The 25,901-nt window shown below is 71.7% G+C and carries 22 protein-coding genes and 1 pseudogene; 19 read left to right on the forward strand and 4 right to left on the reverse strand.

Translation table 11 applies throughout. The features are described from left to right. The first annotated feature begins 67 nt into the window (after positions 1-67). The 6 genes from AN215_RS16750 (at position 68) to obgE (ending at position 10,144) form a co-directional block, all read left to right on the forward strand. Positions 68-1,447 (forward strand): hypothetical protein, encoded by a 1,380-nt coding sequence (locus AN215_RS16750; protein ID WP_216093872.1) that lies wholly within the window; start codon positions 68-70, stop codon positions 1,445-1,447. A 169-nt stretch (positions 1,448-1,616) separates the two neighbouring features. After that, complete coding sequence (locus AN215_RS16755) at positions 1,617-2,432, forward strand: TIGR03936 family radical SAM-associated protein (protein WP_171904239.1); 816 nt, start codon at positions 1,617-1,619, stop codon at positions 2,430-2,432. Positions 2,433-2,701: 269 nt separating this feature from the next. Continuing rightward, entirely contained in the window at positions 2,702-7,426 is a 4,725-nt protein-coding gene (locus AN215_RS16760; RefSeq protein ID WP_079123243.1) for a ribonuclease E/G, read from the forward strand. 454 nt (positions 7,427-7,880) lie between these two features. Continuing rightward, entirely contained in the window at positions 7,881-8,210 is a 330-nt protein-coding gene (gene rplU / locus AN215_RS16765; protein WP_070013781.1) for a 50S ribosomal protein L21, read from the forward strand. Positions 8,211-8,223: 13 nt separating this feature from the next. Then, positions 8,224-8,481, forward strand: a complete 258-nt coding sequence (gene rpmA / locus AN215_RS16770; RefSeq protein ID WP_055484987.1) for a 50S ribosomal protein L27 — start codon at positions 8,224-8,226, stop codon at positions 8,479-8,481. Positions 8,482-8,701: 220 nt separating this feature from the next. After that, positions 8,702-10,144 carry a GTPase ObgE gene (obgE, locus tag AN215_RS16775; protein WP_070013782.1) on the forward strand — a complete coding sequence of 481 codons (1,443 nt, stop codon included), beginning with the start codon at positions 8,702-8,704 and terminating at the stop codon, positions 10,142-10,144. A gap of 213 nt (positions 10,145-10,357) precedes the next feature. Here obgE and AN215_RS16780 read toward each other — a convergent pair whose 3' ends face one another. Beyond that, positions 10,358-10,870 carry a GNAT family N-acetyltransferase gene (locus tag AN215_RS16780; protein ID WP_070013783.1) on the reverse strand — a complete coding sequence of 171 codons (513 nt, stop codon included), beginning with the start codon at positions 10,868-10,870 and terminating at the stop codon, positions 10,358-10,360. Between the two features lie 22 nt (positions 10,871-10,892). Beyond that, positions 10,893-11,256: pseudogene (locus AN215_RS28715) on the reverse strand (IS5 family transposase); the annotation flags it as partial. A gap of 121 nt (positions 11,257-11,377) precedes the next feature. Between AN215_RS28715 and AN215_RS16785 the strand changes: the two are divergent. The 8 genes from AN215_RS16785 to AN215_RS16820 all read left to right on the forward strand — a co-directional run bounded on the left by AN215_RS16785 (position 11,378) and on the right by AN215_RS16820 (position 17,544). Continuing rightward, positions 11,378-11,890, forward strand: a complete 513-nt coding sequence (locus AN215_RS16785) for a DinB family protein (RefSeq protein WP_070013784.1) — start codon at positions 11,378-11,380, stop codon at positions 11,888-11,890. 24 nt (positions 11,891-11,914) lie between these two features. After that, entirely contained in the window at positions 11,915-12,283 is a 369-nt protein-coding gene (locus tag AN215_RS16790) for a nucleotidyltransferase domain-containing protein (protein WP_070013785.1), read from the forward strand. A gap of 211 nt (positions 12,284-12,494) precedes the next feature. Next, a complete protein-coding gene (locus AN215_RS16795; protein ID WP_070013786.1) occupies positions 12,495-13,022 on the forward strand; it encodes a hypothetical protein in 528 nt (175 codons plus the stop codon). 115 nt (positions 13,023-13,137) lie between these two features. Further along, positions 13,138-14,028, forward strand: coding sequence for a DUF4097 family beta strand repeat-containing protein (locus tag AN215_RS16800; protein ID WP_070013787.1), 891 nt, complete (start codon positions 13,138-13,140; stop codon positions 14,026-14,028). A gap of 43 nt (positions 14,029-14,071) precedes the next feature. Further along, the gene (locus AN215_RS16805; RefSeq protein WP_070013788.1) at positions 14,072-15,094 is read left to right on the forward strand and encodes an ATP-binding cassette domain-containing protein; all 1,023 of its coding nucleotides are present in this window, start codon (positions 14,072-14,074) and stop codon (positions 15,092-15,094) included. Further along, the gene (locus AN215_RS16810) at positions 15,094-15,885 is read left to right on the forward strand and encodes an ABC transporter permease (protein ID WP_070013789.1); all 792 of its coding nucleotides are present in this window, start codon (positions 15,094-15,096) and stop codon (positions 15,883-15,885) included. The genes AN215_RS16805 and AN215_RS16810 overlap by 1 nt, the downstream gene beginning before the upstream one ends. Positions 15,886-15,961: 76 nt before the next feature. Continuing rightward, positions 15,962-17,257, forward strand: coding sequence for a cytochrome P450 (locus tag AN215_RS16815; RefSeq protein ID WP_079123121.1), 1,296 nt, complete (start codon positions 15,962-15,964; stop codon positions 17,255-17,257). Next, positions 17,254-17,544: a ferredoxin gene (locus AN215_RS16820; RefSeq protein WP_420856230.1), complete on the forward strand. Its 291-nt coding sequence runs from the start codon at positions 17,254-17,256 to the stop codon at positions 17,542-17,544. The genes AN215_RS16815 and AN215_RS16820 overlap by 4 nt, the downstream gene beginning before the upstream one ends. Positions 17,545-17,835: 291 nt before the next feature. On the opposite strand, the gene AN215_RS16825 is transcribed toward AN215_RS16820, so the two are convergent. Further along, the gene (locus AN215_RS16825) at positions 17,836-18,669 is read right to left on the reverse strand and encodes a FadR/GntR family transcriptional regulator (protein ID WP_079123122.1); all 834 of its coding nucleotides are present in this window, start codon (positions 18,667-18,669) and stop codon (positions 17,836-17,838) included. 231 nt (positions 18,670-18,900) lie between these two features. Here AN215_RS16825 and AN215_RS16830 point away from each other — a divergent pair, with 231 nt between their 5' ends. From AN215_RS16830 to AN215_RS16845, 4 genes are all read left to right on the forward strand, one after another. After that, a complete protein-coding gene (locus tag AN215_RS16830; RefSeq protein WP_070013790.1) occupies positions 18,901-20,685 on the forward strand; it encodes an L-lactate permease in 1,785 nt (594 codons plus the stop codon). A 124-nt stretch (positions 20,686-20,809) separates the two neighbouring features. Continuing rightward, positions 20,810-21,586 carry a (Fe-S)-binding protein gene (locus AN215_RS16835; protein ID WP_070013791.1) on the forward strand — a complete coding sequence of 259 codons (777 nt, stop codon included), beginning with the start codon at positions 20,810-20,812 and terminating at the stop codon, positions 21,584-21,586. Beyond that, a complete protein-coding gene (locus AN215_RS16840) occupies positions 21,583-23,094 on the forward strand; it encodes a lactate utilization protein B (protein ID WP_070031195.1) in 1,512 nt (503 codons plus the stop codon). Before AN215_RS16835 ends, AN215_RS16840 begins: the two co-directional genes overlap by 4 nt. Positions 23,095-23,105: 11 nt before the next feature. Beyond that, on the forward strand, positions 23,106-23,771 hold the full coding sequence (locus tag AN215_RS16845) for a LutC/YkgG family protein (protein WP_070013793.1): 666 nt from the start codon (positions 23,106-23,108) through the stop codon (positions 23,769-23,771). Between the two features lie 53 nt (positions 23,772-23,824). Here the strand turns inward: AN215_RS16845 and AN215_RS16850 are convergent, their stop codons facing one another. Next, entirely contained in the window at positions 23,825-24,205 is a 381-nt protein-coding gene (locus AN215_RS16850; RefSeq protein WP_245694531.1) for a hypothetical protein, read from the reverse strand. Between the two features lie 381 nt (positions 24,206-24,586). Between AN215_RS16850 and AN215_RS16855 the strand changes: the two genes are divergently transcribed. Further along, positions 24,587-25,897 carry an erythromycin esterase family protein gene (locus AN215_RS16855; protein ID WP_070013795.1) on the forward strand — a complete coding sequence of 437 codons (1,311 nt, stop codon included), beginning with the start codon at positions 24,587-24,589 and terminating at the stop codon, positions 25,895-25,897. Positions 25,898-25,901: the final 4 nt, after the last annotated feature.

Genomic DNA, 25,901 nt, shown 5'->3' on the forward strand with positions numbered 1-25,901 from the left:
GAAGGTTGTCCGGGCAGCGGTGTGTCCGAGGGTGAACCGGAAGGGGCGTTCCGGCGTCTCCGCGGGTGTGAGTGATTCCCAGCCCGGACACGACTCGGACCGCGCACGTTCCGCGGAATCCGCAGCAGATCCTCAGGTCGCGCCAGCGGTCTCCCTGGTGAAGGCCGGCCGGCCCGCCGGTGGGCCCGCTCCGGCCGCCGGCGAAGCCGAGTTCGCCTTCGAGGGGTACCTGGCGCGGGCGGTACGGATGCCCGTGCGGATCGTGACGCTGCTGCTGGTCCTGCCCGTACGGATGGCCTGGGACGCCCTCACCGTCTGCGGGCGGGCGCTGAGGCGGACCTTGTGGGTGCCGTTCGCCCGGGTGACGGGCCGGGCGGCGGGCCGGCTGTGGCACCGGGTCCTCGCGCCGGTCCTCTTCGCGCTGTTCGTGTGGCCGTGGGTCGCGCTGTGGCGGTACGTACTCGTGCCGGCGGGCCGTGGCCTCGGGTGGCTGGGGAAGACCACTGGGGCGGGCGTCGCCTGGGTGGCGCGGAGTTTGTGGACCGGCGCGGCCTGGCTCGGGAGGAGCCTGGTCCTCGTGCCGCTGGGTCTGCTGTACCGGTACGTGCTCACCCCGGTGGGACACGGACTGGCGGCCGCGGCACGGGCGTTGGGCGCGGGGCTCGCGTGGCTCGGCGGGAACCTGGTCGTCGTGCCGCTGGGTCTGCTGTACCGGTACGTGCTCACCCCCGTGGGGCACGGGGTGCTGGCCGTGATGCTCGCGCTCGGGGCCGGGCTCGGGTGGCTGTGGCGGTGGGTGGTCATGGCGCCGTGCGGACTTCTGTACCGGTACGTGCTGACACCGGTCGGGCGCGGGCTGGTCGCCGTGGTACTCGGGACCGGTGCCGGGCTGGGATGGCTGTGGCGGAACCTGGTGGTGGCGCCGTGCCGGTTCGTCCACCGCCGGCTGCTCAAGCCGACGGGACGCGGTGTGGCCGTCGTCGCGCGCGAGGTCGCGGACGCCTTCGTCCATGCCTGGCGGGTGGCCGGACGCGTATCGCGGGCTGTCTTCCGGTTCCTCGGCCGTGTGCTGCGCTTCCTCTTCGCCGATCCCGCCGTGTGGATGTGGCGGAACGTCGTGAGGCCGGTGGGCCGTGGCCTGCGGGACGGGGTGTGGCGGCCGGCCGCGCACGCGGTGCGTGAGGCCGGGCGCAGCGTGCGTGCCGCCCTCGCCGCCGCCCGTGCCTCGGTACGGGAGACGCGCGCGGAGCTCCGCCGGGCGCTGTTCGGCGGGCCGCCCGCCGGGAGCCCCGCGCCGGAGCCCGCGGCGGAGCCGCCCGTACCGGATCGGCGGGCGCTGTCCGGCGGCGGGCGCGTACCCTGGGTCGCAGGATCACCGCACAACAGCACGACGACGCCAGGCACATTCGGCTCGAAGCGCGACGATGCGGACTTCCGCACCCTTTGAAGCACTGCGGTGCCGTGGGCACCGTCCGCAGGCACCGCAGCAGCAACCGAAGAGCGCAGCTGAACTGCACGTACAACAGCCACAGCAGAGCAGCACAGCAGCAGGACCTGCATCCGTACGTACGCGGAGGGCGGCCGCTTCCCCACGCGCTGCCGCCCCGCATCAGGCACTGAGGAGAGAACCACTGGGCAAGCGACAGCCCGAAGGCCCGCCGCCCGCACCCGCCGTTCAGCGTGTGCGACTGCGATACACCAAGCGCGGCCGCCTCCGGTTCACCAGTCATCGAGACTTCCAGCGCGCTTTCGAGAGAGCGCTGCGCAGGGCGGGGGTGCCCATGGCGTACTCGGCCGGCTTCAGCCCCCACCCGAAGGTCTCCTACGCCAATGCCGCACCCACCGGCACCGGCAGTGAGGCCGAGTATCTGGAGATCGCCGTCGTGGAGCGGTGTGATCCCGGGGAGCTGCGTTCGCGGCTCGACGAGTCCATGCCGCCCGGTCTCGACATCGTCGAGGCGGTCGAGGCCTGTACGTCCGACTTCACCGACCGGCTGGAGGCCTCCGAGTGGGAGCTCCGGCTCGACGGGGTCACCCCGGCGGAGGCCGGACGGGCCGTCGCGGCGTTCCTCGCGGCGGAGTCGGTGGAGGTGGAACGGCAGACCAAGAAGGGCCTGCGCACCTTCGACGCACGGGCGGCCGTCACGTCACTGACCTCAGCGGAAGCGGAGCCCGGAGCAGGGGCCGATGGTCGCGGGCAGGAACCCTGTGCGATACTGCGCCTGGTGGTACGGCACTTGACACCTGCCGTACGACCCGACGACGTCCTGTCCGGCCTCCGAGCTACGGCCGACCTGGCGCCGCCGGTCCCCGCAGCGGTGACCAGGCTGGCGCAGGGGCCGCTCGATGAGGAGACCGGCACGGTGACCGACCCGTTGGCGCCCGACCGCGACGCACCCCTCGTCGCGACGGCGCCGGGCGGCAGCGCGTAGGCCGAGGGCCTGGAGGATCAGCGTTGAAAGCGCCACCGCCGATGCAGGCACCAGGGAGCCACCCGGGTCCGTGTCGAGCCAGGCAGGCGCAGTGACCAGAAGACTTTTGCCGTAGCCGGGCCGTCTGTACGGAAGACAGACCGGAACCGGCGAGTGAGACAGAAGCTCCCGTGTGGCGCCCACGCCCCGGAGCACGGCCCGCCCGGAGCGTGGCCGTGATCGTGAAGATGAGGCGCGGCGCCCGGGAGCGTGACGGGAGAAACGCCCGCATGCTCGAACCGAACAACGAAAATGAAAGCGCAGCCGTGGAGTCCGCCGAGAACGCGGTGAACGCGGAGGACGTGCAGGACACGCAGGACGCGCAGCACACCGGCACCGCGGAGCCGCAGCAGCCGCAGGCCCACGCGCCGGACGAGACCGGGGCACCGGCCCGGGCGCCGGAGCAGGAGCCTGAGAAGGAGGGCCCGGAGGCCGGCTCCGCCTCTCCCAGCGACACCCTCCCGCCGCGGCGCCGCCGCGCGGCGAGCCGTCCGGCGGGCCCGCCGGCCCAGCCGTCGGCGGTTCCCGAGGTGATCGCGGCGAGCGACGTGTCCGTCTCCGCCGGCGCCGCCGCGGCCTCGGATTCCGGAGAAGCAGCAGGCCGGACGAGTGGGTCCGGCTCTGGCGACGCCTCCGTGGAGGCTGCCGGGGCCCCCGACGCCCCTGCCCCGGTCTCCGCGCCTCCCCGGCGCCGGGCCACCCGCAGGGCCAGTGCTCCCGCGGGCACCCCGAGTGTGAGCGAGCCCGCGACCGCCGAGCCGGAGCAGTCCGGTGCGGCCGCGGCGGTTCCGGACGTGACCGGTGCCGCAGACGCCACCGCTGCTGCCGGCTCCGCCTCCGAGGCGGTCGCCGATCCGGCACCCCCCGCGAGGTCGCGCCGCCGGGCCGCCGCTCCCGAGGGCGCTCCGGCCCCGGCGGCCGAGCAGTCCGCGGAGGCCGGTACGGGTGAGGAGTCCGCCCCGCCCGCACGGACACGGCGCAGGACGACGCGCAAGGCGGTCTCCGCCGCGGAGAGCACCGCGGAGCAGCCCCGGCAGACGGAAGCCGGGTCCGGAGACGGGGACGTGGCCGGGGCCGAGTCCGGCTCCGAGTCCGCGGGTTCCGCGGGTGAGGACACCTCGGCGCCCGGACGTGCTTCGCGGCGCGGCTCGGCCCGTAAGGTCAGCGCGTCGGCGAAGACGTCGTCCAAGGGGGCCGGCGACGCAGAGGCCGCGGCAGGAGCAGACGCCGGGGCGGAAGCGGCGACAGCGGAACAGACCGGTGAATCCGGCGACGCCGGTTCCGGCGAGGCGGCCGAGACCGGCGCCCGTACGCGGCGCCGCACGGCTACGCGCAAGACCGCACGGTCCGCCTCCCGTGGGACGGACCAGCCGGAGACGGAGGCAGCGGAGGAGACCGCCGCCCCGCGCAAGCAGTCCAGGAGCAAGCAGTCCGCGGGCAAGCAGACCGAGGACGGGCAGGCCGAGGACAGGGAGTTCACCGGCAAGAAGGCTCAGCCGCCGGTGGCCCTCTTCCAGGCGCCGGTGTTCACGGAACCGGCGTTCCAGACCCCGCAGAGCGCTGCCGCCGCTGCCGCCGCCGGAGCGGCGGCCGAGGAGGCCGACGAGCTGGAGGAGGACGAGGAGGAGGCCCCGGCCGCCTCCGGCCGTCCGCGCGGCCGCCGCCGTGGCGGTGACTCCTCCGCGGACGGCCGCCGGGAAGCGGAAGGCGCTGCCGCGACCGAGGAGGGCGCGGACGCCGACGAGGAGCAGGCAGAGTCCGGTCAGGACGGCGAGGCCGAAGACGGCCAGGAGGAGCGTCCCGCTCGCCGCCGTCGCCGTGGCGGACGGCGGCGCCGCCGGGGCGAGAGCCCCGACTCCACCGACGAGGCCGCCGCGGAGGGCGGTGCCGGAGCCCGCGAGGGCAAGGACCAGCGCAAGCAGCGCGAGGACGCCGGCGGTGGCGACGAGGAGTCCGCCGAAGCGGACGAGACCGATGAGGAAGGCGAGGAGACCCGGGGCGGCGGAGGTTCCGGAGGCTCCTCCAGCAGCTCCCGTCGCCGTCGCCGTCGCCGTCGGCGCGGCGGTGACAGCGGCGATGCCGGTTCCGCCGGTGAGGGTGAGGAGGGCGACCCGGAGCGTACGGTCGTCAAGATCCGCGAGCCGCGCAAGCGCAAGGAAGAGCCCGTCGACGAGGTGCAGGCGATCAAGGGATCGACGCGCCTGGAGGCGAAGAAGCAGCGCCGGCGCGAGGGCCGCGAGCAGGGCCGTCGCCGGGTGCCGATCATCACCGAGGCCGAGTTCCTGGCCCGCCGCGAGGCCGTCAAGCGGGAGATGATCGTCCGGCAGAGCGGCGAGCGTACGCAGATCGGCGTGCTGGAGGACGACGTGCTCGTGGAGCACTTCGTCAACAAGGAGCAGTCCACGTCGTACGTCGGCAACGTCTACCTCGGCAAGGTGCAGAACGTGCTGCCGTCGATGGAGGCCGCGTTCGTCGACATCGGAAAGGGCCGCAACGCCGTCCTGTACGCGGGCGAGGTCAACTTCGAGTCGCTGGGGATGGCCAACGGTCCCCGCCGCATCGAGACCGCGCTCAAGTCCGGTCAGTCGGTGCTGGTGCAGGTCACCAAGGACCCGATGGGCCACAAGGGCGCCCGTCTGACCAGCCAGGTCTCGCTGCCCGGCCGCTACCTGGTCTACGTCCCCGAGGGTTCGATGACCGGCATCAGCCGGAAGCTGCCGGACACCGAGCGTTCGCGCCTGAAGCAGATCCTGAAGAAGGTCGTGCCGGAGGACGCGGGCGTGATCGTCCGTACGGCCGCCGAGGGTGCCAGCGAGGACGAACTGCGCCGCGACGTCGAGCGGTTGCAGGCACAGTGGGAGGACATCCAGCGCAAGTCGCAGAAGGGCAACGCCCCGACGCTGCTCTACGGCGAGCCGGACATGACCGTGCGCGTCGTGCGCGACATCTTCAACGAGGACTTCTCCAAGGTCATCGTCAGCGGCGACGAGGCGTGGGAGACCATCCACGGCTACGTCTCGCATGTGGCGCCTGACCTGGCCGAGCGGCTGCAGAAGTGGACGTCGGACGTGGACGTGTTCGCCACGTACCGCATCGACGAGCAGCTGATGAAGGCGCTGGACCGCAAGGTGTGGCTGCCGAGCGGCGGTTCGCTGGTGATCGACCGTACGGAGGCGATGGTTGTCGTCGACGTCAACACCGGCAAGTTCACCGGCCAGGGCGGCAACCTTGAGGAGACGGTCACCAGGAACAACCTGGAGGCGGCCGAGGAGATCGTGCGCCAGCTGCGGCTGCGCGACCTCGGCGGCATCATCGTGATCGACTTCATCGACATGGTGCTGGAGTCCAACCGGGACCTGGTGCTGCGGCGCTTGCTGGAGTGCCTGGGCAGGGACCGTACGAAGCACCAGGTGGCCGAGGTGACGTCGCTGGGGCTCGTGCAGATGACGCGGAAGCGGGTCGGGCAGGGGCTCCTGGAGTCCTTCTCCGAGGCGTGCGTGCACTGCAACGGTCGCGGTGTCCTCGTACACATGGAGCAGCCGGCAGCCGGCGGCGGCAAGAAGGGCAAGAAGCGGGGCAGCAAGGGCGGCAGTGCCGCGCAGCAGCCCCAGGCGGAGACCAAGGACGAGAGCAAGGCCGCGTCCGAGGCCAAGGCTCCGGTGGAAGCCGGGTCCGTGTCCGTACCGGAGGCGGAGTCCGGAGCGGCCGAGGCGGAGGCCGGCGGCGCGAAGGCTGCGAAGACCGCGAAGGGCACCAGGGGCGCCAAGGGCACCAGGGCTTCGCGTTCCGAGGAGTTCACGCCGGACGAGGAGCTGTACGGATCGGTGGCGGAGGCGGAGTCCTCGGCCACATCCGGACGCGGTCGCACCCGGCGGAGGGGCAGCCGGAAGGCGACCGCACCGCAGGGAGCGCCACAGTCGGCCTCAGCGCCCCAGGCGGCACCGGAGCAGGGTGAACCCTCGCCCGAGCCCGCGGAGCAGGCGAGTACGGAGGGCGGGAAACCCGCGCAGCCGAGAGCGGCGAGTTCGCGGTCCGGGCCCGGCTCCGGGTCCGGCTCCGACGAGGCGAGCACCCCGAAGGGGGCCACCGGCCCGGGAAACGGCCGCAGCCGCTCGCGGGAAGGCTCCGAAGCTGGTGGCGAGGCCGCCGGTGACGTGAGCGACGCGGGCGGCGTGCAGCAGGACGACGCCGGTCAGGCAGGCACGGGCTCGGGTACGGGTCAGGGCACGTCCACGGGCACGCAGGCGGAGGCGGAGCGCCCCGCGCGCACCCGCCGCCGTACGACGCGCAAGGTATCGGCCCCCGCGGGGTCGCCGCCCGCTTCGGAAGAGGCCGTGGTCACGGTCGTGGCGCCCAGGCCGGACGGGCAGTCCGGGGAGGAAGGGCCGTCCGGGCAGCCGGGGCAGCCCGCCGCCGAGGTGGCGCCCGAGCAGCCGTCCGCCACGGAGGCAGCTCCTCCCGCACGGCCTCGTCGCCGGGTCAGCCGCAGCGTCTCGGCTCCGGCGGGATCTCCGCAGGCCTCGGACGACGCCGGTGCGATCGTGCTGTCCGTCCCCGAGCGCCCGGCCGCACCACCGCAGCCGGCTGCCGAGGCGGCTCCGGAAGCAGCCGCTCCGGAGGCGGCTCCTCCGGCACGTGCCCGTCGCCGGGTCACCCGTAGCGTCTCCGCTCCGGCGGGTCCGCCGCCGGGGACGGACGGCGCAGGCGCGGCGTCCTCGGAGTCCTCGGAGTCCTCCGCGCCGGGTCCGGGGTCCGCGGACGCCGGAGACGGTGACGGCTCGGCCGCCGGCGGGCCGGCCGCGAAGAAGTCCGCCGCGAAGAAGACGGCGGCCAGGAAGTCGGCTGCGAAGAAGACCACGGCAACGGCCGCGAAGAAGTCGGCCACGTCCAAGAAGACGGCTGCGGCCGAGCAGGACGCACCGTCCTCCGTGTCCGCACCCGCCGAGCAGGAGTGAACGGCGGCTCGTACGCCGCGCACCGCTCTCACGGCGAATGCACACCGTGAGAGTCCGGCCCGGGGCCTCCGGCCTCCGGCTGTGACACGGTCCGCGCACCATCGCGGATCGCGTCACAGCCGGGGGCTTTCCCCGTCAGGGGTCCCGGAGCCCGCCGTACGGGAGTCGTCCGTACGGGAGTTGCCGTCGTGGCGTCCGCCCCCGGCCGGCCCGCGGCGCCGCCCGCACCGGTTTGACCAGCGTGTGCGGCGCCCCGTAACCTTGACCGCTGGCGTGTCGATCGGGATGCGCCGCGCTCCTGAGCAACTCCCTCCCGCGGCGTCAGCCGGGGAGAGGCCGCTCAATCCACTCGGATCAGATCGTGGGGCCGGGCGGCGGTGTCCTCCACCGTCAGCCGGATTCGCGCCGGGCGGCTGGCGTCAGGGGCTCCGTGACGAGTGAGAGAGAGTTCCGCGTGTACGCAATCGTGCGCACCGGCGGCCGTCAGCAGAAGGTGGCTGTCGGCGACGTCATCGAGGTCGACCGAATTTCCGAGAGCAAGGCCGGCGAGCGCGTCGAGCTCTCGGCCCTGCTCGTCGTGGACGGTGACACGGTCACCAGCGACCCGTGGGTGCTGGACGGGGTCAAGGTCTCCGCCGAGGTGGTGGACCACCACAAGGGCGACAAGATCCGCATTCAGAAGTACAAGAACAAGACCGGTTACAAGAAGCGGATCGGTCACCGCCAGCTGCACACCGCGCTGAAGATCACCGACATCCCCACGCCTGCCAAGAAGAAGAAGTAAGGACTGAGCAGAGATGGCACACAAGAAGGGCGCATCGTCCACTCGGAACGGCCGCGACTCCAACCCTCAGTACCTGGGTGTGAAGCGCTTCGGCGGTCAGCTCGTCAACGCCGGTGAGATCCTCGTCCGTCAGCGCGGCACCCACTTCCACCCGGGTGCGGGCGTCGGCCGTGGCGGCGACGACACGCTGTTCGCGCTGGACGCCGGTGCGGTGCAGTTCGGCACGCGCCGTGGCCGCAAGGTCGTGAACATCGTTCCCGCCGCTGAGTAATCAGCCGCGCAGGCAGCGCATGTAGCGCATCGCATCACGCATCACCATCGAGGGCGGACGGCCGCTCCTGTGCGTACGCATCGCTCGTACGTACGGGAAGCGGGTCCGCCCTCGGTCTGTTCGGCAGGACAGGCCGCCGCACCCGCAGCACCGCACGCCGCCGCACCTCGCACCTCGCACTACGCACCACGCACCGACCGTCAGCCTGGAGGCACTTCACATGACCACCTTCGTGGACCGCGTCGAGCTGTTCGTCGCCGCGGGTAACGGAGGCCACGGCTGTGCCTCCGTGCACCGGGAGAAGTTCAAGCCGCTCGGCGGTCCGGACGGCGGGAACGGCGGACGCGGCGGGGACGTCGTCCTCGTCGTCGACCCGGACGTGACGACCCTTCTCGACTACCACCACAGCCCGCACCGCAAGGCCACCAACGGCAAGCCGGGAGAGGGCGGCAACCGCTCGGGCGCCGACGGCAAGGACCTTGTGCTGCCCGTCCCGGACGGCACGGTGGTCCTCGACAAGAAGGGCGAGGTGCTGGCGGACATGGTCGGCAAGGGCACCGTCTTCGTCGCCGGGCAGGGCGGCCGCGGGGGCCTCGGCAACGCGGCGCTCGCCTCGCCGCGACGCAAGGCACCCGGGTTCGCGCTGCTCGGCGAGCCGGGTGAGGCACGAGACATCGTCCTTGAGCTGAAGACCGTCGCGGACGTGGCACTCGTCGGCTATCCCTCGGCGGGCAAGTCGTCGCTCATCTCGGTGCTTTCGGCGGCCAAGCCGAAGATCGCCGACTATCCCTTCACGACTCTCGTGCCCAACCTCGGTGTGGTCACGGCCGGTTCGTCCGTCTTCACCATCGCCGACGTCCCCGGTCTGATCCCCGGAGCGAGCGAAGGCAAGGGGCTGGGCCTGGACTTCCTGCGGCACGTCGAGCGCTGCGAAGTCCTCGTACACGTACTGGACTGCGCGACTCTCGAATCCGACCGCGATCCAGCCAGCGACCTCGACGTGATCGAGGCCGAACTCGCCCAGTACGGCGGCCTGGAGGGCAGGCCGCGCGTCGTAGTCCTGAACAAGGTCGACATCCCCGACGGCCAGGATCTCGCGGACATCATCCGCCCCGACCTCCAGGCCCGCGGATACCAGGTCTTCGAGGTCTCCGCCGTCTCCCGGCAGGGGCTGAAGGAGCTCTCGTTCGCGCTCGCCAAGGTGGTCGACGAGGCGCGTGCCGCCAGGCCGAAGACGGAGACGACGCGCGTCGTCATCCGCCCGAAGGCCGTGGACGACGCGGGGTTCACGGTCACCAAGGAGGCGGACGGGCTCTTCCGCGTACGGGGTGAGAAGCCCGAACGATGGGTCCACCAGACGGACTTCAACAACGACGAAGCGGTGGGCTACCTCGCCGACCGGCTCAACAGGCTCGGTGTCGAGGACGAGTTGGTGAAGGCGGGCGCCCGCGAGGGCGACGGCGTCGCGATCGGCGGCGAGGACGACGCGGTCGTCTTCGACTGGGAGCCGACGATGATGGCGGGCGCGGAGATGCTCGGCCGCCGTGGCGAGGACCACCGCATGGAGGGCCCGCGCCCCGCCGCCCAGCGCCGCCGCGACCGCGAGGCGGAGCGCGACGAAGCGCTGGGGGAGTACGAGGACTTCGACCCGTTCGAGGACTAGGGGCAGGGGCCGGCGGGGCGCCGCGGGCGCTGACCGCGGCTCGGGGCGTCCCAAGCGGCCTTGCGGCCTCGCGGCCTGGCCGCCTTGCCGACCGCCCTGCGGCGGCGCGACAACGACGGCGGCCGCCGGGCGCAGCCTGGCCCGCCGGGCGTGAGAAGTCGTCTCAATTGGTCAGTGGTGGTCACTGCAGTCAGCAGCGGTGCAGGTCTCGAGTCACGTCTGCGCACGGGATGCGATCTTCTTGTAGAAGCACACGCGGTCCTGACCAGGGCCGTCGTAGTCGCTGTGCACTGGCAGGCCGTCGAACTCACGATCGCCCTCTTCGAGGTCAAAGCCCATGGCCCGGTGGAACGCGATGGACCCGGTGTTCGCGGGCGAGGTGATCGCACGCACTTCCCGGCGGCCTGCCTCGGCAGCGCGTTGAAGGAACACCGTGTACAGCCTGCGGGCCACGCCTTGTCCACGTAGCTTCGGATTTACCCCCACGAAGTGGACGTACGCTTCATCCTCGTTGTCGGCGGAGTGGAAGCCGACCAGGAACGCTGTGATCCCGGTGTCGTCCTCCAGTACCAGGCTGGTGCTGGAGAAGAACTGCAAGAACAGCTTCGGCAGCAGCAGGGACAACTCGCGGGCCTGGTCAGGGGTGCGTGAGTCACTCCACCACTTCTGCACGCACTCGACGATCGCGCGGTGGTCGGAAGCGAGAGCCTGGCGTACATCTGGCATTTCCTCCCCTTTCGAATCTGGCTCATCGTGTCAGGGTGCGATAGCCGATCATTGCGCAGGCGATGCCGACGAAGGCGAGGAAGTGGTCGGCGCGATGCTCGTAGCGGCGGTGCAGGCGACGGAAGCCGTTTCAGCCAGGCCACGGTGCGCTCGACCACCCACCGGTGCCGACCCGGCCGCTGCGATGACTCAATGCCTTTGCGGGCGATGCGGGGTGTGATGTTCCGGGAACGGAGCCATCTGCGCAGGTGGTCATAGTCGTAGCCCTTGTCCGCGTGCAGCTTGGCCGGCCTGCGGCGACGCGGCCCACGGCGGGAACGGATCGGCGGTATCCCTCGCACTAGGGGTTCAAGTCCCTGGCTGTCGTGAGTGTTCGCGCCCGAGACCCCGGAAGAGAGGTACCAAACGCTCGGCCATCCCCATGACGGGAACATTGAGCCATCACCAATCAAGACACCTTCCAAATGCGGTGCGGCGCCGTGCGGGGCCGGGATAGCGTGCGCGGCCATGACAGCTTCCCGCGTACGTCCACCGTTCGACGCCGACGAGCGGACCCAGCTCGTCGGCTATCTCGACCTTCAGCGGGCGATCGTCCGCTGGAAGTGCGAAGGGCTCTCGGAGGCGGATGCCCACTGCTCCGTCCTCCCCGGATCGCCGTACATGACGATGGCCGGTGTCGTCTCCCACATGCGCTGGGTCGAGCACTGCTGGTTCGAGGTGCTGCTGCTCGGACGGCCCGCCGTAGGGCCGCAGTTCGAGGACGGGCCGGAAGCCGCGGACATGATGGTCGAAGGTGTCCCGCTGGCTCAGCTCCTGGGGGAGTACGAGCGGCAGTGCGAGGTGTCGAACGAGATCACCGCGTCACACGGGCTCGACGACGTGGGCAAGCACCCGGGCTACAACGCCGACCGGACGTCGCTGCGCTGGATTCTGCTCCACATGATCGAGGAGACGGCCCGTCACGCCGGGCACGCGGACATCATCCGGGAGCTCGTCGACGGCCGGAAGGGGTACTTCTGACGCGGGCTGGAGGCCTGATCACCGATGACGCCTGAAGAGGAGTTCGCCGGGCTCCGCGAGCGGTTGGCAGGGGAGCCGCGGGTGCTGGGGCTCGTCCTGAGCGGTTCGCAGGCGCGGGAGGGGACGGCGACCGCGCGCTCGGACTACGACGTGATCCTGGTCGTGGCCGACGATGCGGGGGAGCGGTTCGCCGCGGAGTCGCGGAGGGACGCCCGGCTCGACGTCTCCGTGATGCCGCTGACGGAGTTCCGTACGCACGCACTGCCCGGCTCCGGCACGGAGTGGAACCGGTACGCGTTCACACACGCCAGGGTGCTCAAGGACACCGGCCAGGGTGCGGGGCGGCGGGCGCGCCGTGTCCTGAGCGATGCCGGGAAGAGCGCCCTTCGATGACGACGCCGGACCGGCGGTGCGGTGGTGCCAGGGCGGGGCCAGGTGTGGCGCCAATGTGGTGCCACGATGGGCCGAGTGCTCGTCGAGGCGCCGTCGGAGCGGCGCCATGACGTAACCGTTCAGCGGGTGAACTCGCAGTTCAGATGCCATGCGGGTAAAAAGGGTGCCAATCGGGGTCGCCATGGCGCCATCGATGTGCCATTATGGCGTCATGGATCTCACGCCCTACGTCGACAACCTCCGGCAAGAGCTCGCCGTCGCGGCGGACGCCGGCGGTGACGAAGCCCGCGCCCTGGCCGAGCGGCTCACCGCACCCCTGGACTCCGCCGCCCGCCTGACCCTCCTCAACGCACTGTCCGCCGCCATGGGCGAGGTCACGCGGGAGCTGGCGCCGGGCTCGGTCGACGTGCGACTGCGCGGACTGGACCCGGAGTTCGTGGTGACGGCGCCGCCCGCCCCCGAGCCGTTGCAGGAGGCGCGGGAACCGGTCGCGGCTCCCGCCGCGCCCGCGCCGTCACCGTCCGCGGATGCCGACGACGGCACCATGGCGCGGATCAACTTCCGCCTGCCCGCCCATCTCAAGGCCCGCGCCGAGGACGTCGCGGCGGCGGAAGGCCTGTCGGTCAACGCGTGGCTGGTACGGGCCGTGTCCACGGCTCTCGACGGCGGGGAGCGCGCAAGCCCGCCCGGCCGCGCCAAGGACTCGGGCGGACGGGGCTTCACCGGCTGGGTCCGTTAGGGCTTCCGGCCCCCGCACTCCGCTTTCACCGGCGGGACCGCCGGTCCCGCCGACGTAACCCATCACCCGCCTCACCAGCGGGATCACTCAACCGAGCCAAGAGGACGGGACAGCCATGCCTGCTTTCGACACCCCCGAACCGGTCTCCGCCACCTTCGAGTTGGAGGTCGGCACCGCCCGCATCGCCGCCGGCAAGCGCACCGACACGGTTGTGGAGGTGCTGCCGCGCAACGGTTCGGACGAGGACGACGTACGCGCCGTACAGCAGACCCAGGTCACCTGCTCGGGCGGCCGCCTCACGGTCAGGATGCCCAAGAAGCGGTCCCCGTTCGGCAAGCCGGGCGCCATCGAGGTGAGCGTGGAACTGCCCGCGGGATCGGACGTGCGGGGAGCCTCGGCCCTGGGCGGCTTCTTCTGCGAGGGCCCGTTGGGGGAGGTGACGCTCAAGACCTCACTCGGCGACCTCCAGGTGGAGGAGTCGGCCGGGGCCGACCTCAGGACCGACCACGGCGACATCCGGCTGGCCCGCTCCACCGGGGACGCCGAAGTCGTCGGCTCCGGCCGGATCGAGGTCGGCACGGTCGCCGGGACGGCGACCGTCAAGAACGGCAACGGCACGACCGCGATCAGCGAGGTCACCGGCGGCCTGAAGGCCAAAGCGGCCAACGGCGACATCTCCGTGGGCGTCGCGCACGGCAGCGTCAGCGCCAAGGCCGCCAACGGCCGGATCGAGGTCGGTGTCGCTCACGCCGGGGTCGACGCGGTGTCCTCCAACGGCCGCATCCGCGTCAGCGACGCCACACGCGGCCGCATCGTTCTGCGTACTTCCGTCGGCGACCTCGAAGTGGGCATCCACGAGGGCACCGCCGCCTGGCTCGATCTGAACCCCAGGTTCGGCACGGTACGCAACTCGCTCGGCACCGCCGCCGGCCCCGGGGACTCCGAGGAGACCGTCGAGGTGCACGCCCGGACCGGGGCCGGCGACATCATCGTCCGCCGCGCCTGACCCCGCGTATCCCCAACTCGCCACCCCCGAAAGGAAAGCGGCCATGACCGCCACCCCGAGATCAGCGCCGAGAGCCGCGAACGCGGCGGCCCCGGCTATCCTCGCCACCGGACTGCGCAAGTCCTACGGCGACAAGCTCGTGCTCGACGGCATCGACCTGAACATCGCCGAAGGCACCGTCTTCGCCCTGCTCGGGCCCAACGGCGCCGGCAAGACCACCACGGTGGAGATCCTCTCCACGCTCATCGACGCCGACGCGGGCGAGGCCTGGGTCGCGGGCCGCCATCTGACCCGGGCCTCCGGCGCGGTGCGCTCCGCGATCGGCGTCACCGGCCAGTTCTCAGCCGTCGACAATCTGCTGACCGCCGAGGAGAACCTGCTCCTCATGGCGGACCTGCACCACCTCGACCGGCGCGAAGGCAGGCGGCGGGCCGCGGAACTGCTGCGCCGCTTCGACCTGCTGGAGGTGGCGGACAAGACCGCCGTCACCTTCTCCGGCGGCATGCGGCGCAAGCTGGACCTGGCGATGACACTGGTCGGCGATCCGCGGATCATCTTCCTCGACGAGCCCACCACCGGACTCGACCCGCGCAGCCGGCGCACCATGTGGGAGATCATCCACGGCCTCGTCGCCGACGACGGGGTGACCATCTTTCTGACCACCCAGTACCTCGAAGAGGCCGACCAACTCGCCGACAGGATCGCCGTGCTGGACCACGGCAGGCTGATCGCAGAGGGCACCGCCGACGCGCTGAAGCAGCGCATCCCCGGCGGCCACATCCGGGTGCGGTTCGCCGACGCCCAGGGCCTGGAGGCCGCCGCGGACGTCTTCGGCGTCGCCGCGCGCGACGAGGAGTCCCTCACCCTGCAGATCCCGAGCGACGGCTCCATCCCCAACCTGCGGGCCGTACTCGACACCCTCGAAGCGACCGCCGTCGAAGCCGAGTCGCTCACCGTGCACACCCCCGACCTCGACGACGTCTTCCTGACCCTCACCGGTCAGTCCCGTACCGCCGTCGTCGGCACCGCCGTCGGAACCGCCGCATCGTCCAAGGAGCACGCCTGATGACCACCATGTCCTACGCCGCCAGAGACTCCAGGACCATGCTGCGGCGCAACCTCAAGAAGGCCCTGCGATACCCGTCGCTGACGCTCACCGTCGTCATCATGCCGATCATGATGCTGCTGCTGTTCAACTACGTCTTCGGCACCGCTCTGGGCGCCGGCATCGGCGGCCTGCCCGCCGGCAGCGGCGAATACATCGACTACGTCGCGCCCGGCATCATCCTGATGGCCGCCACCTCCGGTGCCCTGACCACCGCGATCAGCGTGTGCGTCGACAAGACCGAAGGCATCGTCGACCGCTTCCGTACGATGCCGATCTCCCGGGCTTCGTTCCTGACCGGCCACGTCGTCGGCAGTGTCATCCAGACGATGACCAGCATCACGCTCGTCATCGGCGTCGCGCTCCTCGTGGGTTTCCGCCCCGACGCCACGGCCGTCGAATGGGCCGCCGCCGTCGGACTGCTCGCGCTGCTCACCCTGGCGCTGACCTGGCTGTCCGCCGGTATCGGGCTGGTCGCCAAGAACCCGGAGACCGCCAGCAACATCCCGATGCCGCTGACGTTCATGCCGTTCCTCGGCAGCGCCATCGTGCCGCCCGAGTCCATGCCCACCGGCCTGCGCTGGTTCGCCGAGCACCAGCCCTTCACCCCGGTCATCGAGACCCTGCGCGGCCTGTGGCTCGGCACCGCGATCGGCTCCAGCGCGGCCGTCGGCCTCGCCTGGTGCGCGGCGCTCTCCCTGGTCGGCTACGTGTGGGCGCGCCGCACGTTCAAGGCCGGCGCCAAGCGGTAACAGCCGCTCTCCTGAGGCCACTTCACCGATTTCGGACCGTCCGCCACACCCCGTCCGGCGAACGAGGAGGACAACCATGCCTTACGATCCGACGGCCGCCGGCACAGCCACTGCCGCTGCCGAAGCCACCGCTGCCGCTGCTGCCGACGTCGCCGCCCCTGACACCGCCGCTGAAGAGCCGCCCGCCCTGCCCACCGAACGGCGCACCGGCTGCCCGTTCGACCCGCCCGCCGGGCTCACCGCGTTGAGCGGCAAGCCTCTGTGCCGCATGCGCTACGCCGACGGACACCTGGGCTGGCTGGTCACCGGACACGCCGCGGCCCGTGCGATCCTGGCCGATCCGCGCTTCAGCTCACGCTACGAACCCATGCACACGCCGGTGCCGTTGGAGGGCGTACAGGGGGAGCTGCCGCCCGCACCCATCGGCGACATCATCGGCCTCGACGCACCCGAGCACACCCGCTACCGGCGCCTGCTCACCGGCAAGTTCACCGTCCGCCGCATGCGTCAACTCACCGAGCGGGTCCGGCAGTTCACCACCGAGTGCCTGGACGCCATGGAGGCGGCCGGGCCCACGGCCGATCTGGTGGAGGCGTTCGCGCAGCCCGTGCCCGCACTCATGATCTGTGAGCTGCTGGGCGTTCCGTACGACGAACGGGAGCGCTTCCAGAGCCATGTGGCGACACTCTTCGACCAGACGGCGGGCCCGGAGGCGATGGGCGAGGCCCACATGGCGCTGCTCCGGTTCCTGAACGAACTGGTCCTCGCCAAGCGGGCCGAGCCCACCGACGACCTGCTCAGCGATCTGACCACCTCCGACCTCGGCGACGAGGAGCTGGCCGGAATCGGCGGGATGCTGCTCGCCGCCGGACTCGACACCACGGCGAACATGCTCGGTCTCGGCACCTTCGCCCTGCTGAGCAACCCCGGCCAGCTCGACGCCCTTCGCGCCGGCCCCGCACTCGCCGGGCAGACCGTGGAGGAGCTGCTGCGCTACCTCAGCGTGGCCGACCCGCTGCCGCGGTCGGCACTCGAGGACGTCGAGGTGGAGGGACAGCTCATCAGAGCGGGTGAGACGGTGACCATTTCCGTGCAGGCCGTCAACCGCGACCCGCACAAGTTCCCCGAGCCCGACCGGCTCGACATCCACCGCAAGGCCACAGGGCACCTGGCCTTCGGCCACGGACCCCACCAGTGCCTGGGCCAGCAGCTCGCCCGCGTAGAGATGACCGTCGCGTTCCCGGCGCTCTTCGCCCGCTTCCCCACTCTGCGCCTCGCGGTGCCGCCGCATGAGGTGCCGCTCCGCGACCGCTCCAACATCTACGGCGTCATCAGCCTGCCCGTCACCTGGGACCAAGGAGCAACCCCATGAGCGACCCTTCCCCGAGCTATTCGAGCATGAGCCACCCCATGGAGCCGCTGCGTATCGGCGTCCACCGTGGCCGGTGTGCCGGAGCCGGAATGTGCGCCCTGACGGCTCCCGAGGTCTTCGACCAGGACGACGAGGAGGGCCTGGTGGTGCTCCTGCAGTCCGCGCCGGGCCCCGGGCGACGGGCCGCCGCCCGGATGGCCGCCGGCCTCTGCCCCGCCGGAGCGATCATCCTCAACTCCCCGGACTCCACGGGCTCCCCGGGCTCCCCGGACTCCCCGGGCTCGTAGGACTCCACGGGCTCGTAAGGATCCCTCCCGCCCCCCGGCGGCGACGCCGCCGCTCCGCGGCCGGGGATGTCAGGGATTTCAACGCCGGGGATTTCTCAGGCCGTTGAGAAGCGCCCGCAGCACCGCGAGGTTGGTGGGCGCGCAGCCGGTCCGCGGACTCCGACGCCGCGGAGGGCCCGAGAGCCTTGCGGGCAGTCGCGTGGAGATTCGACAAGCGGTCGTACGGGGCGGGTTGAGCGGCACGGACAGGGTTCGGGGCGGCGCGTGCGGCAGGGGACCGGGGACCGGAGGCTAGTCCGGCCCCGGTACCGGACCTGGCCCCCGTCCCGGCCCGGGTGCCGGTTCCGGTGCCGGACGGGTCCGCTCTGCCGGGTCCGGAGCGGTCCGTGGCGCATCCAGGACTCCGTGGACGACGTCCTCGTGGAAGCCGCGGATGTGGGCCTCCACGAGGTCCCCGGCCCGCTCGCTGTCCCCGGCCGCGATGGCGTCGTACACACCGTGGTGCTCGGCTCGCAGACGGGTCGCGACCGCCTCCCAGTCCGGCAGCCTCCGGAACGCGCTGAGCAGCGTGTGCCGTACGGCGTTGCGTACGGCGATCGTCATGTCGGCCACCAGCCGGTTGCCTCCCGCCTCGGCGACGGCGACGTGGAAGGCGGTGTCGAAGTCGTTGAACTCCTCCGGGGCCAGGCCTTGTTGGTCCATGCGGAGAAGCGGCTCGCGCATGCGGGCGAGGTCGGCTTCGGTGGCCCGTTCGGCTGCCAGTCGTGCACTGGAACGCTCCAGCGTGGCGCGCGCCTCCGCGACGTCGCCGTGCGGGAAGTTGGCCAGCGCGATGTGGAGACGGAGAAGCCGGCTGAGGCCCTCACTGGGCATGGCCGCGATCACACTTCCCGAGGCAGGCCCCGTGCCCACGCGCGAACGCAGCACGCCCTGCGCCTCCAGCACGCGCAGCGCTTCCCGTACGGCGGCCCGGCTCACGCCGAGCAGCTCGACCAGCTCCCGCTCGGGCGGCAGGCGGTCCCCCACGTGCAGGTTGCCGGCGAGGATCTGCTCCTCGATCCGGCCGAGTACGAGTTCGAAGGTCCGAGAGCGCGGCACCGGCTCCCAGGCCGCGGTCTGAGCCATGGAGAGCCCTTTCACCAGGTGACGGCCGCATCGCGTGACTCGCGGCCCACGTCAGTCCACACCCCTGATCATAGCTTGAGGCCTCCATTCATTGGTCAGACCAAAGACATTTTCTCGACGCAGCTATGGACGGCAGGTTCCACGGCTGCTTAGCGTGTGCCAACCAACCTATGGTCTGACCAAAGTCCTCGCCCAGCTACCGCTGGGTGGTGTGCCCCAGTGAGGATCGCCATGTACCAACCCGATCTGTCCCCGGTCGCCGACAGCCTCGCCCTGTCCGCGCTCGTGGCCGCCGTACCGCTCCTTCTGCTCTTCGTCCTGCTCGGCGGCTTCCGGCTGAAGGCGCACTGGGCCGGGCTCGCATCGCTCGCGGCGGCGGCAGGCGTCGCCGTTGTCTGCTACGGCATGCCTGCCGGCCTCGTCGCGCTGTCGGCGGGCGAAGGAGCGGCCTTCGGACTGTTCCCCATCATGTGGATCGTGGTCGCCGCGATCTGGGTGTACCAACTGACCGTCGTCAGCGGGCGGTTCGAGGATCTGCGACGGGCCTTCGGCCTGATCAGCGACGACCCGCGTGTCCAGGCGGTGATCATCGCGTTCTGCTTCGGCGGGCTGCTGGAGGCGCTCGCCGGGTTCGGAGCGCCGGTGGCGATCACCGGCGTCATGCTGATGGCGCTCGGCTTCGCTCCCGTGCGTGCCGCGATCACCGTCCTGGTCGCCAACACGGCGCCCGTCGCGTTCGGAGCGATCGCGATTCCGATCATCACCGCGGGCAGCCTCACCAAGATCCCGTACACCGAGATCGGTGCCTACGTCGGCCGTCAGACGCCGTTGATCGCTCTCTTCGTGCCGCTGCTGCTCGTCGCTCTCGTCGACGGCCGGCGCGGTGTCCGCCAGACCTGGCCGGTCGCGGCGGTGTGCGGGACGGTGTTCGGGCTGGCGCAGTTCGTGAGCGCCAACTACGTCTCGGTGGAGCTGACGGACATCATCGCCTCGCTCGTGGCGCTGGCGTCAGTGGTGCTCTTCCTCCGCGTGTGGACGCCAAAGGGCGGCGAGGAGGCGAGGGCCGGGCTGCAGGAGCGCGGCGACGGTTCCGGGGTACGGGACGAGGGCGCGGGCTCGGAGGTGGGCTCGGGTGCCGGGGGCACGGGTGCGGACACGGGTTCCGGTTCCGGTGCGGGTTCCGGGACCGGCACCGGCGACGGCACCCGCTCCGGGACCACGACCCGTACGCGTCCGGCCGCGCAGGACCCTGTGACGGGCGAGGGCGGCGGCCGCTCCCGCACCGTCATGGCGTTCCTGCCCTACCTCATCGTGATCGCGGTCTTCTCGGTGGCCAAACTGTGGGCGCCGGCCAAGGAGTTCCTCGCCTCCAGTGACGTCGAGGCGGGCTGGCCCGGGCTCGACGGGCAGGTCCTCACGGCTGCGGGCGAGCCCTCCACCAGCACCGTCTACACCTTGCCGTGGCTCTCCTCGCCGGGCACGCTGCTGCTGCTCTCCGGGCTCGCGGTCGCCGTCGTCTACCGCGTCAACGCGGCCGATGCCGCACGTGAGTTCGTCTCCACGGTGGTGAAGCTGCGCTGGGCCCTGCTCACCGTCGCCTCCGTACTGGCGCTCGCGTACGTCATGAACCTCTCCGGGCAGACGATCACCATCGGCACCTGGATCGCCGGTACGGGCGCCGCTTTCGCCTTCCTCTCGCCGATCCTCGGCTGGCTGGGGACCGCCGTGACCGGCTCGGACACCTCGGCCAACGCCCTGTTCGCGACCCTCCAGCAGGCCGCCGGGAACAAGGCCGGACTGGATCCGACGCTGCTCGTCGCGGCCAACACCTCCGGTGGTGTCGTCGGCAAGATGATCAGCCCGCAGAATCTGACGATCGCCGCCACGGCCGTCGGCCTCGTCGGACGCGAATCCGTCCTGTTCCGGGGCGCCATGAAGTGGAGCCTGCTGCTTCTGCTCTGCATGTGCGTGCTGGTCTACCTGCAGTCGGGCGTTCTCGCCTGGATGCTCCCGTAGGCCTCCGCGGGCCCCCTCGTCCGGCGTACCCACAGCGCCCGTCCCGACAGTGTCCCGTCCCCACAACTTCCCTTGACCGCCCGGCGGGTGGCGCACCGCGCGCCCGCCGTACACCGGAGAGAGCATGCGGATCGCCCTGTTCATCACATGTCTGGCCGACACCCTGGCCCCGGCCACCGGCCGTGCGGTGGTGCGGCTGCTGGAGCGGCTGGGCTGCGAAGTGGAGTTCCCGCAGTCCCAGACCTGCTGCGGCCAGATGCACTTCAACACCGGCTACCGGCGGGAGTGCGTACCGCTCGTGCGGCGCTTCGCCGACGCCTTCACCGGTTACGACGCGGTGGTGACCCCGTCGGGTTCGTGCGCCGCAATGGTGCGCGAGTACCACGGCCAGGTGGCCGGAACGGCAGGCGACGCGCGGCTGTCCGCCGCGGTGAGCGCGGCGCCACCGGTGTACGAGCTGTCGGAGTTCCTCGTCCGCGTCCTCCAAGTGACCGATGTCGGGGCTTACTTCCCGCACCGCGTCACGTACCACCCGACGTGCCACTCGCTGCGCGTGCTCGGGGTGGGGGACGCGCCGGCCGCCCTGCTGCGGGCCGTGCGCGGCATCGACCTGGTCGAGCTGCCCGCGGCCGATCAGTGCTGCGGCTTCGGCGGCACCTTCGCGCTCAAGAACGCGGATACGTCGGTGGCGATGTGCGCCGACAAGGTGCGGCACGTGACGGGAACCGGCGCCGAGGTGCTGTGCGCGGGCGACAACTCCTGCCTGACCCACATCGGCGGGATGCTCTCCCGGCTGCGTGCGGGGGTACGGACGATGCACCTCGCGGAGATCCTCGCCTCCACCGAGGCGTACGACGTCCCGTCCACGCACGACGGCGCGGAGAGGGTGAAGTCCCCATGAGCGGCGCGACGTTCCTCGGGATGCCGTCCTTCCCCGGCGCGGCGAAGGACGCGCTCGCGGACACGCAGCTGCGCAGGAACCTCGCGCACGCCACAGCCACGATCCGCGGCAAACGGACGGACGCCGTGGGCGAGTTGGACGACTGGCAGGAGCTGCGCGAGGCGGGGCGCGCCATCAAGGAACGCACCCTGCGGCATCTGGACCGCTACCTCCTGCAACTGGAGGAGCGGGTGACGGCCGCCGGCGGCCGGGTGCACTGGGCGCGCGACGCCGAGGAGGCGAGCCGGATCGTCGTGGACCTCGTCCGGAGCACCGGGGAGCGGGAGCTGGTCAAGGTCAAGTCCATGGCCACCCAGGAGATCGGGCTGAACGAGGCGCTGGCCGAGGCGGGCATCGCCGCGTACGAGACCGATCTCGCCGAACTGATCGTCCAGCTCGGCGAGGACCTGCCGTCGCACCTGCTGGTCCCGGCGATCCACCGCAACCGGGCGGAGATCAGGGAGATCTTCCTGCGGGCGATGGGGGAGCACGGCGCCGCCGCACCGGACGGACTGGGCGATGCTCCGGCGGAGTTGGCCGAGGCGGCCCGGCGCCATCTGAGGGAGAAGTTCCTGCGGGCCAAGGTCGCGGTGTCGGGGGCGAACTTCCTCGTGGCCGACACCGGCACCGCGGTCGTCGTGGAATCCGAGGGCAACGGACGGATGTGTCTCACGCTCCCCGAGACCCTGATCTCCGTGGCCGGCATCGAGAAGGTCGTGCCGACGTGGCAGGACCTGGAGGTCTTTCTGCAGCTTCTGCCCCGCTCCTCCACGGGCGAGCGGATGAACCCGTACACCTCAACCTGGACGGGGACGGGGACGGGGACGGGGACGGGGACGGGGACGGGGACGGAAACGGGGTCAGGGGCCGGGGCCGACGGCGGTGAGGGGCCGCGCGCCTTCCATCTGGTGCTGCTCGACGGCGGCCGGAGCGACACCCTCGCCGACCCGGTCGGCCGCCAGGCCCTCAACTGCATCCGGTGCTCGGCCTGCCTCAACGTCTGCCCTGTGTACGAACGGGTCGGCGGTCACGCCTACGGGTCCGTCTATCCGGGGCCGATAGGCGCCATCCTGAGCCCTCAACTGCGGGGCGGCGCAACGGAGTCGGACCGCTCGCTGCCCTACGCGTCGACGCTGTGCGGGGCTTGTTACGAGGTCTGCCCCGTAAAGATCAACATCCCCGACGTGCTCGTCCATCTCAGGGCGCGCATGGTGGACGGCGGCCGGCGCCGCCCCGTCCCGAAGCCCGAGCGGCTGGCGATGGCGGCGGCGAGCTGGGTGCTGGCCGAACCGTCCCGGCTGGCGGCGGCACAGCGTGCGGGAGCGCTGGCAGGGCGGCTGCTGCCCGGGCGGCGGGGGCGCGGCGCGAGCCGGCTGCCGGGGCCGCTGTCGGCATGGACCGACGCGCGTGACGCACCGGTTCCGGCCGAGGAGAGCTTCAGGGCCTGGTGGAGGAGGACACGGCGGTGAGGGAAGCGGCGATGAGCGAGGCACGCGCGGAGGTTCTTCACCGCATCCGTCGTGCGCTCGCGGACGTACCCGACGACGAGCGCCCGCAGGATGTGCCGGTCGCCCGGGACTACAGCCGGAGCGCGCCACCGGGAGCCGATCCGGCCCAGGCCGCGAAGCTGCTCGCCGAGCGGCTGGCTGACTACGGCGCGGCGGTGCGGCTGGTGCCGGAGGACGCCGTCGCCCGTGCCGTCGCGGACGCACTCGCGGCCCGTGGCGCGGCCCGCGTCGTGGTGCCCGGCGGATTCCCCCGCGAGTGGCAGGCCGGGCTGACCACTGAGGGGACGGGGACGCCGGTCCGGATTCTGAGCGACGACCCGCGGGTGCCCGTGAGCGAACTCGACCGTACGGACGGCACGGTCACGACTGCCGCCACGGCCATCGCGGAGACCGGAACCCTGGTCCTCGACGGCGGGCCCGGGCAGGGACGGCGGGCACTGACGCTGGTGCCCGACTACCACCTGTGTCTCGTACGGGCCGGCCAGGTCGTCTTCGGCGTACCGGAGGCGCTGGCCAGGCTGGATCCCGCACGGCCGCTGACGTTCGTCTCCGGCCCGTCCGCGACCAGCGACATCGAACTCGAACGAGTGGAGGGCGTGCACGGGCCGCGCACGCTGGAGGTCATCGTCATCGTGTGAAGGCGCCCCGCGACCGGCGGCCTGCGCCGCCGGTCGCGGGAAGCGCAGTGCAGTCAGCCGTCTTCCCTTGCGGCAAGCCGGCGGGCCTCGCGACGGCCCGCGTAACGTTCCTTGCGGTTGCTCGTCTTGACCATCTGCTGCCATTCCCGGGCGCAGCCGCGTCTGCTGCATCCCGAGCAGCAGGTGTGGCGGAAGAGCAGCGCGTCGGAGTGCTCCCACCTGCAGCGCGTGTCCGGCTCCTCCCGCGTCGGGTGCGGCGGCAGGTCACAAGCGCCGTGGCGGTGATCGTGGACCGGCCGGGGGCCGTGCTCCGCGTGGCGCACCCACAGCGGCTTGGTCCTGTCCGTACGGGACATCTCGTTCCTTCCGGAACCCGCCGCCCGGAATCCCGGACTCTCCGGGGCGGGCGGCCAGGTTCGGATTCGCGAGCTCATGGCGTCACGCTCCTTCCTTCGTCTACGCGCACCTCCCAACGGCCCGGCGTGGACGGCGACTTGAAGCCCGCCCGACCCCGGGAGTGGGAGAACCCTTCAGGATATCGGCAGGCGTCGGCGGCGCTCAAGGGCCGTCTCGGGACGGAAATTCAGATGCGCCGGCCGTCGTCGGGCACTAGGTTCCGGAGCATGGCAGTCGGCAGTCTCTTCCTCTGACGGGTTCCTCCGTCGGCACCTCGACAGGCACGTACACGCCGGTGAACCGAGCGGTCTCCGGCGCGAGTTTGCGTTGCCCTCGCGTGCCGAGGCGATGCTGCGTCCCTCGTACGGACGGTCAGCGCTTCCGAACCCGAACCCCTCAGAAGAGAAACGAGCCCACCCATGTCCGATCAGCCTGCCTCCGAGCCCGCCGCCGGCGAGGTCCTCGCCGACTGGTTCCGCGAGCACGCCACCACCCTGACCACCCTGGACCCGGACGCACCCCTCGACGATCTGGAGGCGCTCCGGGAGATCGCCGGGGACGCCCGCGTCCTCGCCGTCGGCGAGAACGCCCACTTCGTCGAGGAGTTCTCCCTCGCACGCCGGCGGCTGCTGCGATTTCTCGCGGAGCGCTGCGGATTCACCGTCTTCGCCTTCGAGTTCGGCTTCAGCGAAGCCTTCGCCCTCGACCCGTGGCTGAGGGGCGAGGGCGACGACGGCGACCTGGAGGAGGTAGCCAAGTCGTCCACGGTGTGGCTCGCGGCGGACCTCATGCACTGGGTGCGCCGCCACAACCGTACGAGTGCCGGGCCTGTGCGGTTCGCCGGCATCGACCTGCCCACGGCCGGGGGAGCCCTTCGGCCCGCCCTGGACCCGGTGGCCGGCTGTCTGCGCAAGGTCGACCCAGAGGCGCTTCCCCTGCTGGAGCGAGTCCTGGAGATCAGCGACGGATTCCTCGGCGGTGCCGCCTCCGGCGCCGCCGCCGCTCCCGCGTGGGCGGCCCTCGGCACCGCCGAACAGGACGCGCTGACCGCCTCGTTGGCGCGACTGCTGCTGCGGCTGCGGGCCATGGAGCCGCTCTACGTCGCACGCGGCGGCCAGAGCCGTTTCGACATCGCCCGGCGCAGGGTGGAGGCGGCGTGCCACACGGACCACATGTTCCGGGCCATGAACGGCCTGATGTCCGGCCGGGGTTCGGCCGCGGACCTGTCCGTACGGGAGATCTACATGGCCGAATCGGTTCGCTGGCACCTGGAGAACGCGGGGCCCGAGGACCGGATCGTGCTCATGGCGCACAACAACCACATCCAGAAGACCGCGGTGGAGTTCGACGGTGCGCTCACGTCGCTGCCAATGGGCCAGCACCTCCGCCGGATGCTCGGCGACGAGTACCGCTCGGTCGCCCTCGTCCACACCGACGACCACGTTCCGGAGATGTACATGGACGCGGAGACCGAGGTCGGCTTCACACTCGCCGACGCGCACCTGGGAAGCCCGGAGCCCGGCAGCGTCGAGGCGGCACTCACCGGCGCCGGGCTCGGCGACGCGATCACGCTCACGGACCTGCGCAGGTCACCACGCGACGCCCAGGGGGAGCCGCTGCTGCGGTGGATGCGCACGCAGAGCGCGGGCCTGTCGACGCCGGTCTCCGAGGCGTTCGACGCGGTGCTGTCCGTCCCGACGGTGACGCGGGACGGGACGGTGCGGTTCTGAGTGC

The sequence above is a fragment of the Streptomyces abyssalis genome (genome assembly GCF_001751365.1).
GTDB classification, from domain to species: domain Bacteria; phylum Actinomycetota; class Actinomycetes; order Streptomycetales; family Streptomycetaceae; genus Streptomyces; species Streptomyces abyssalis.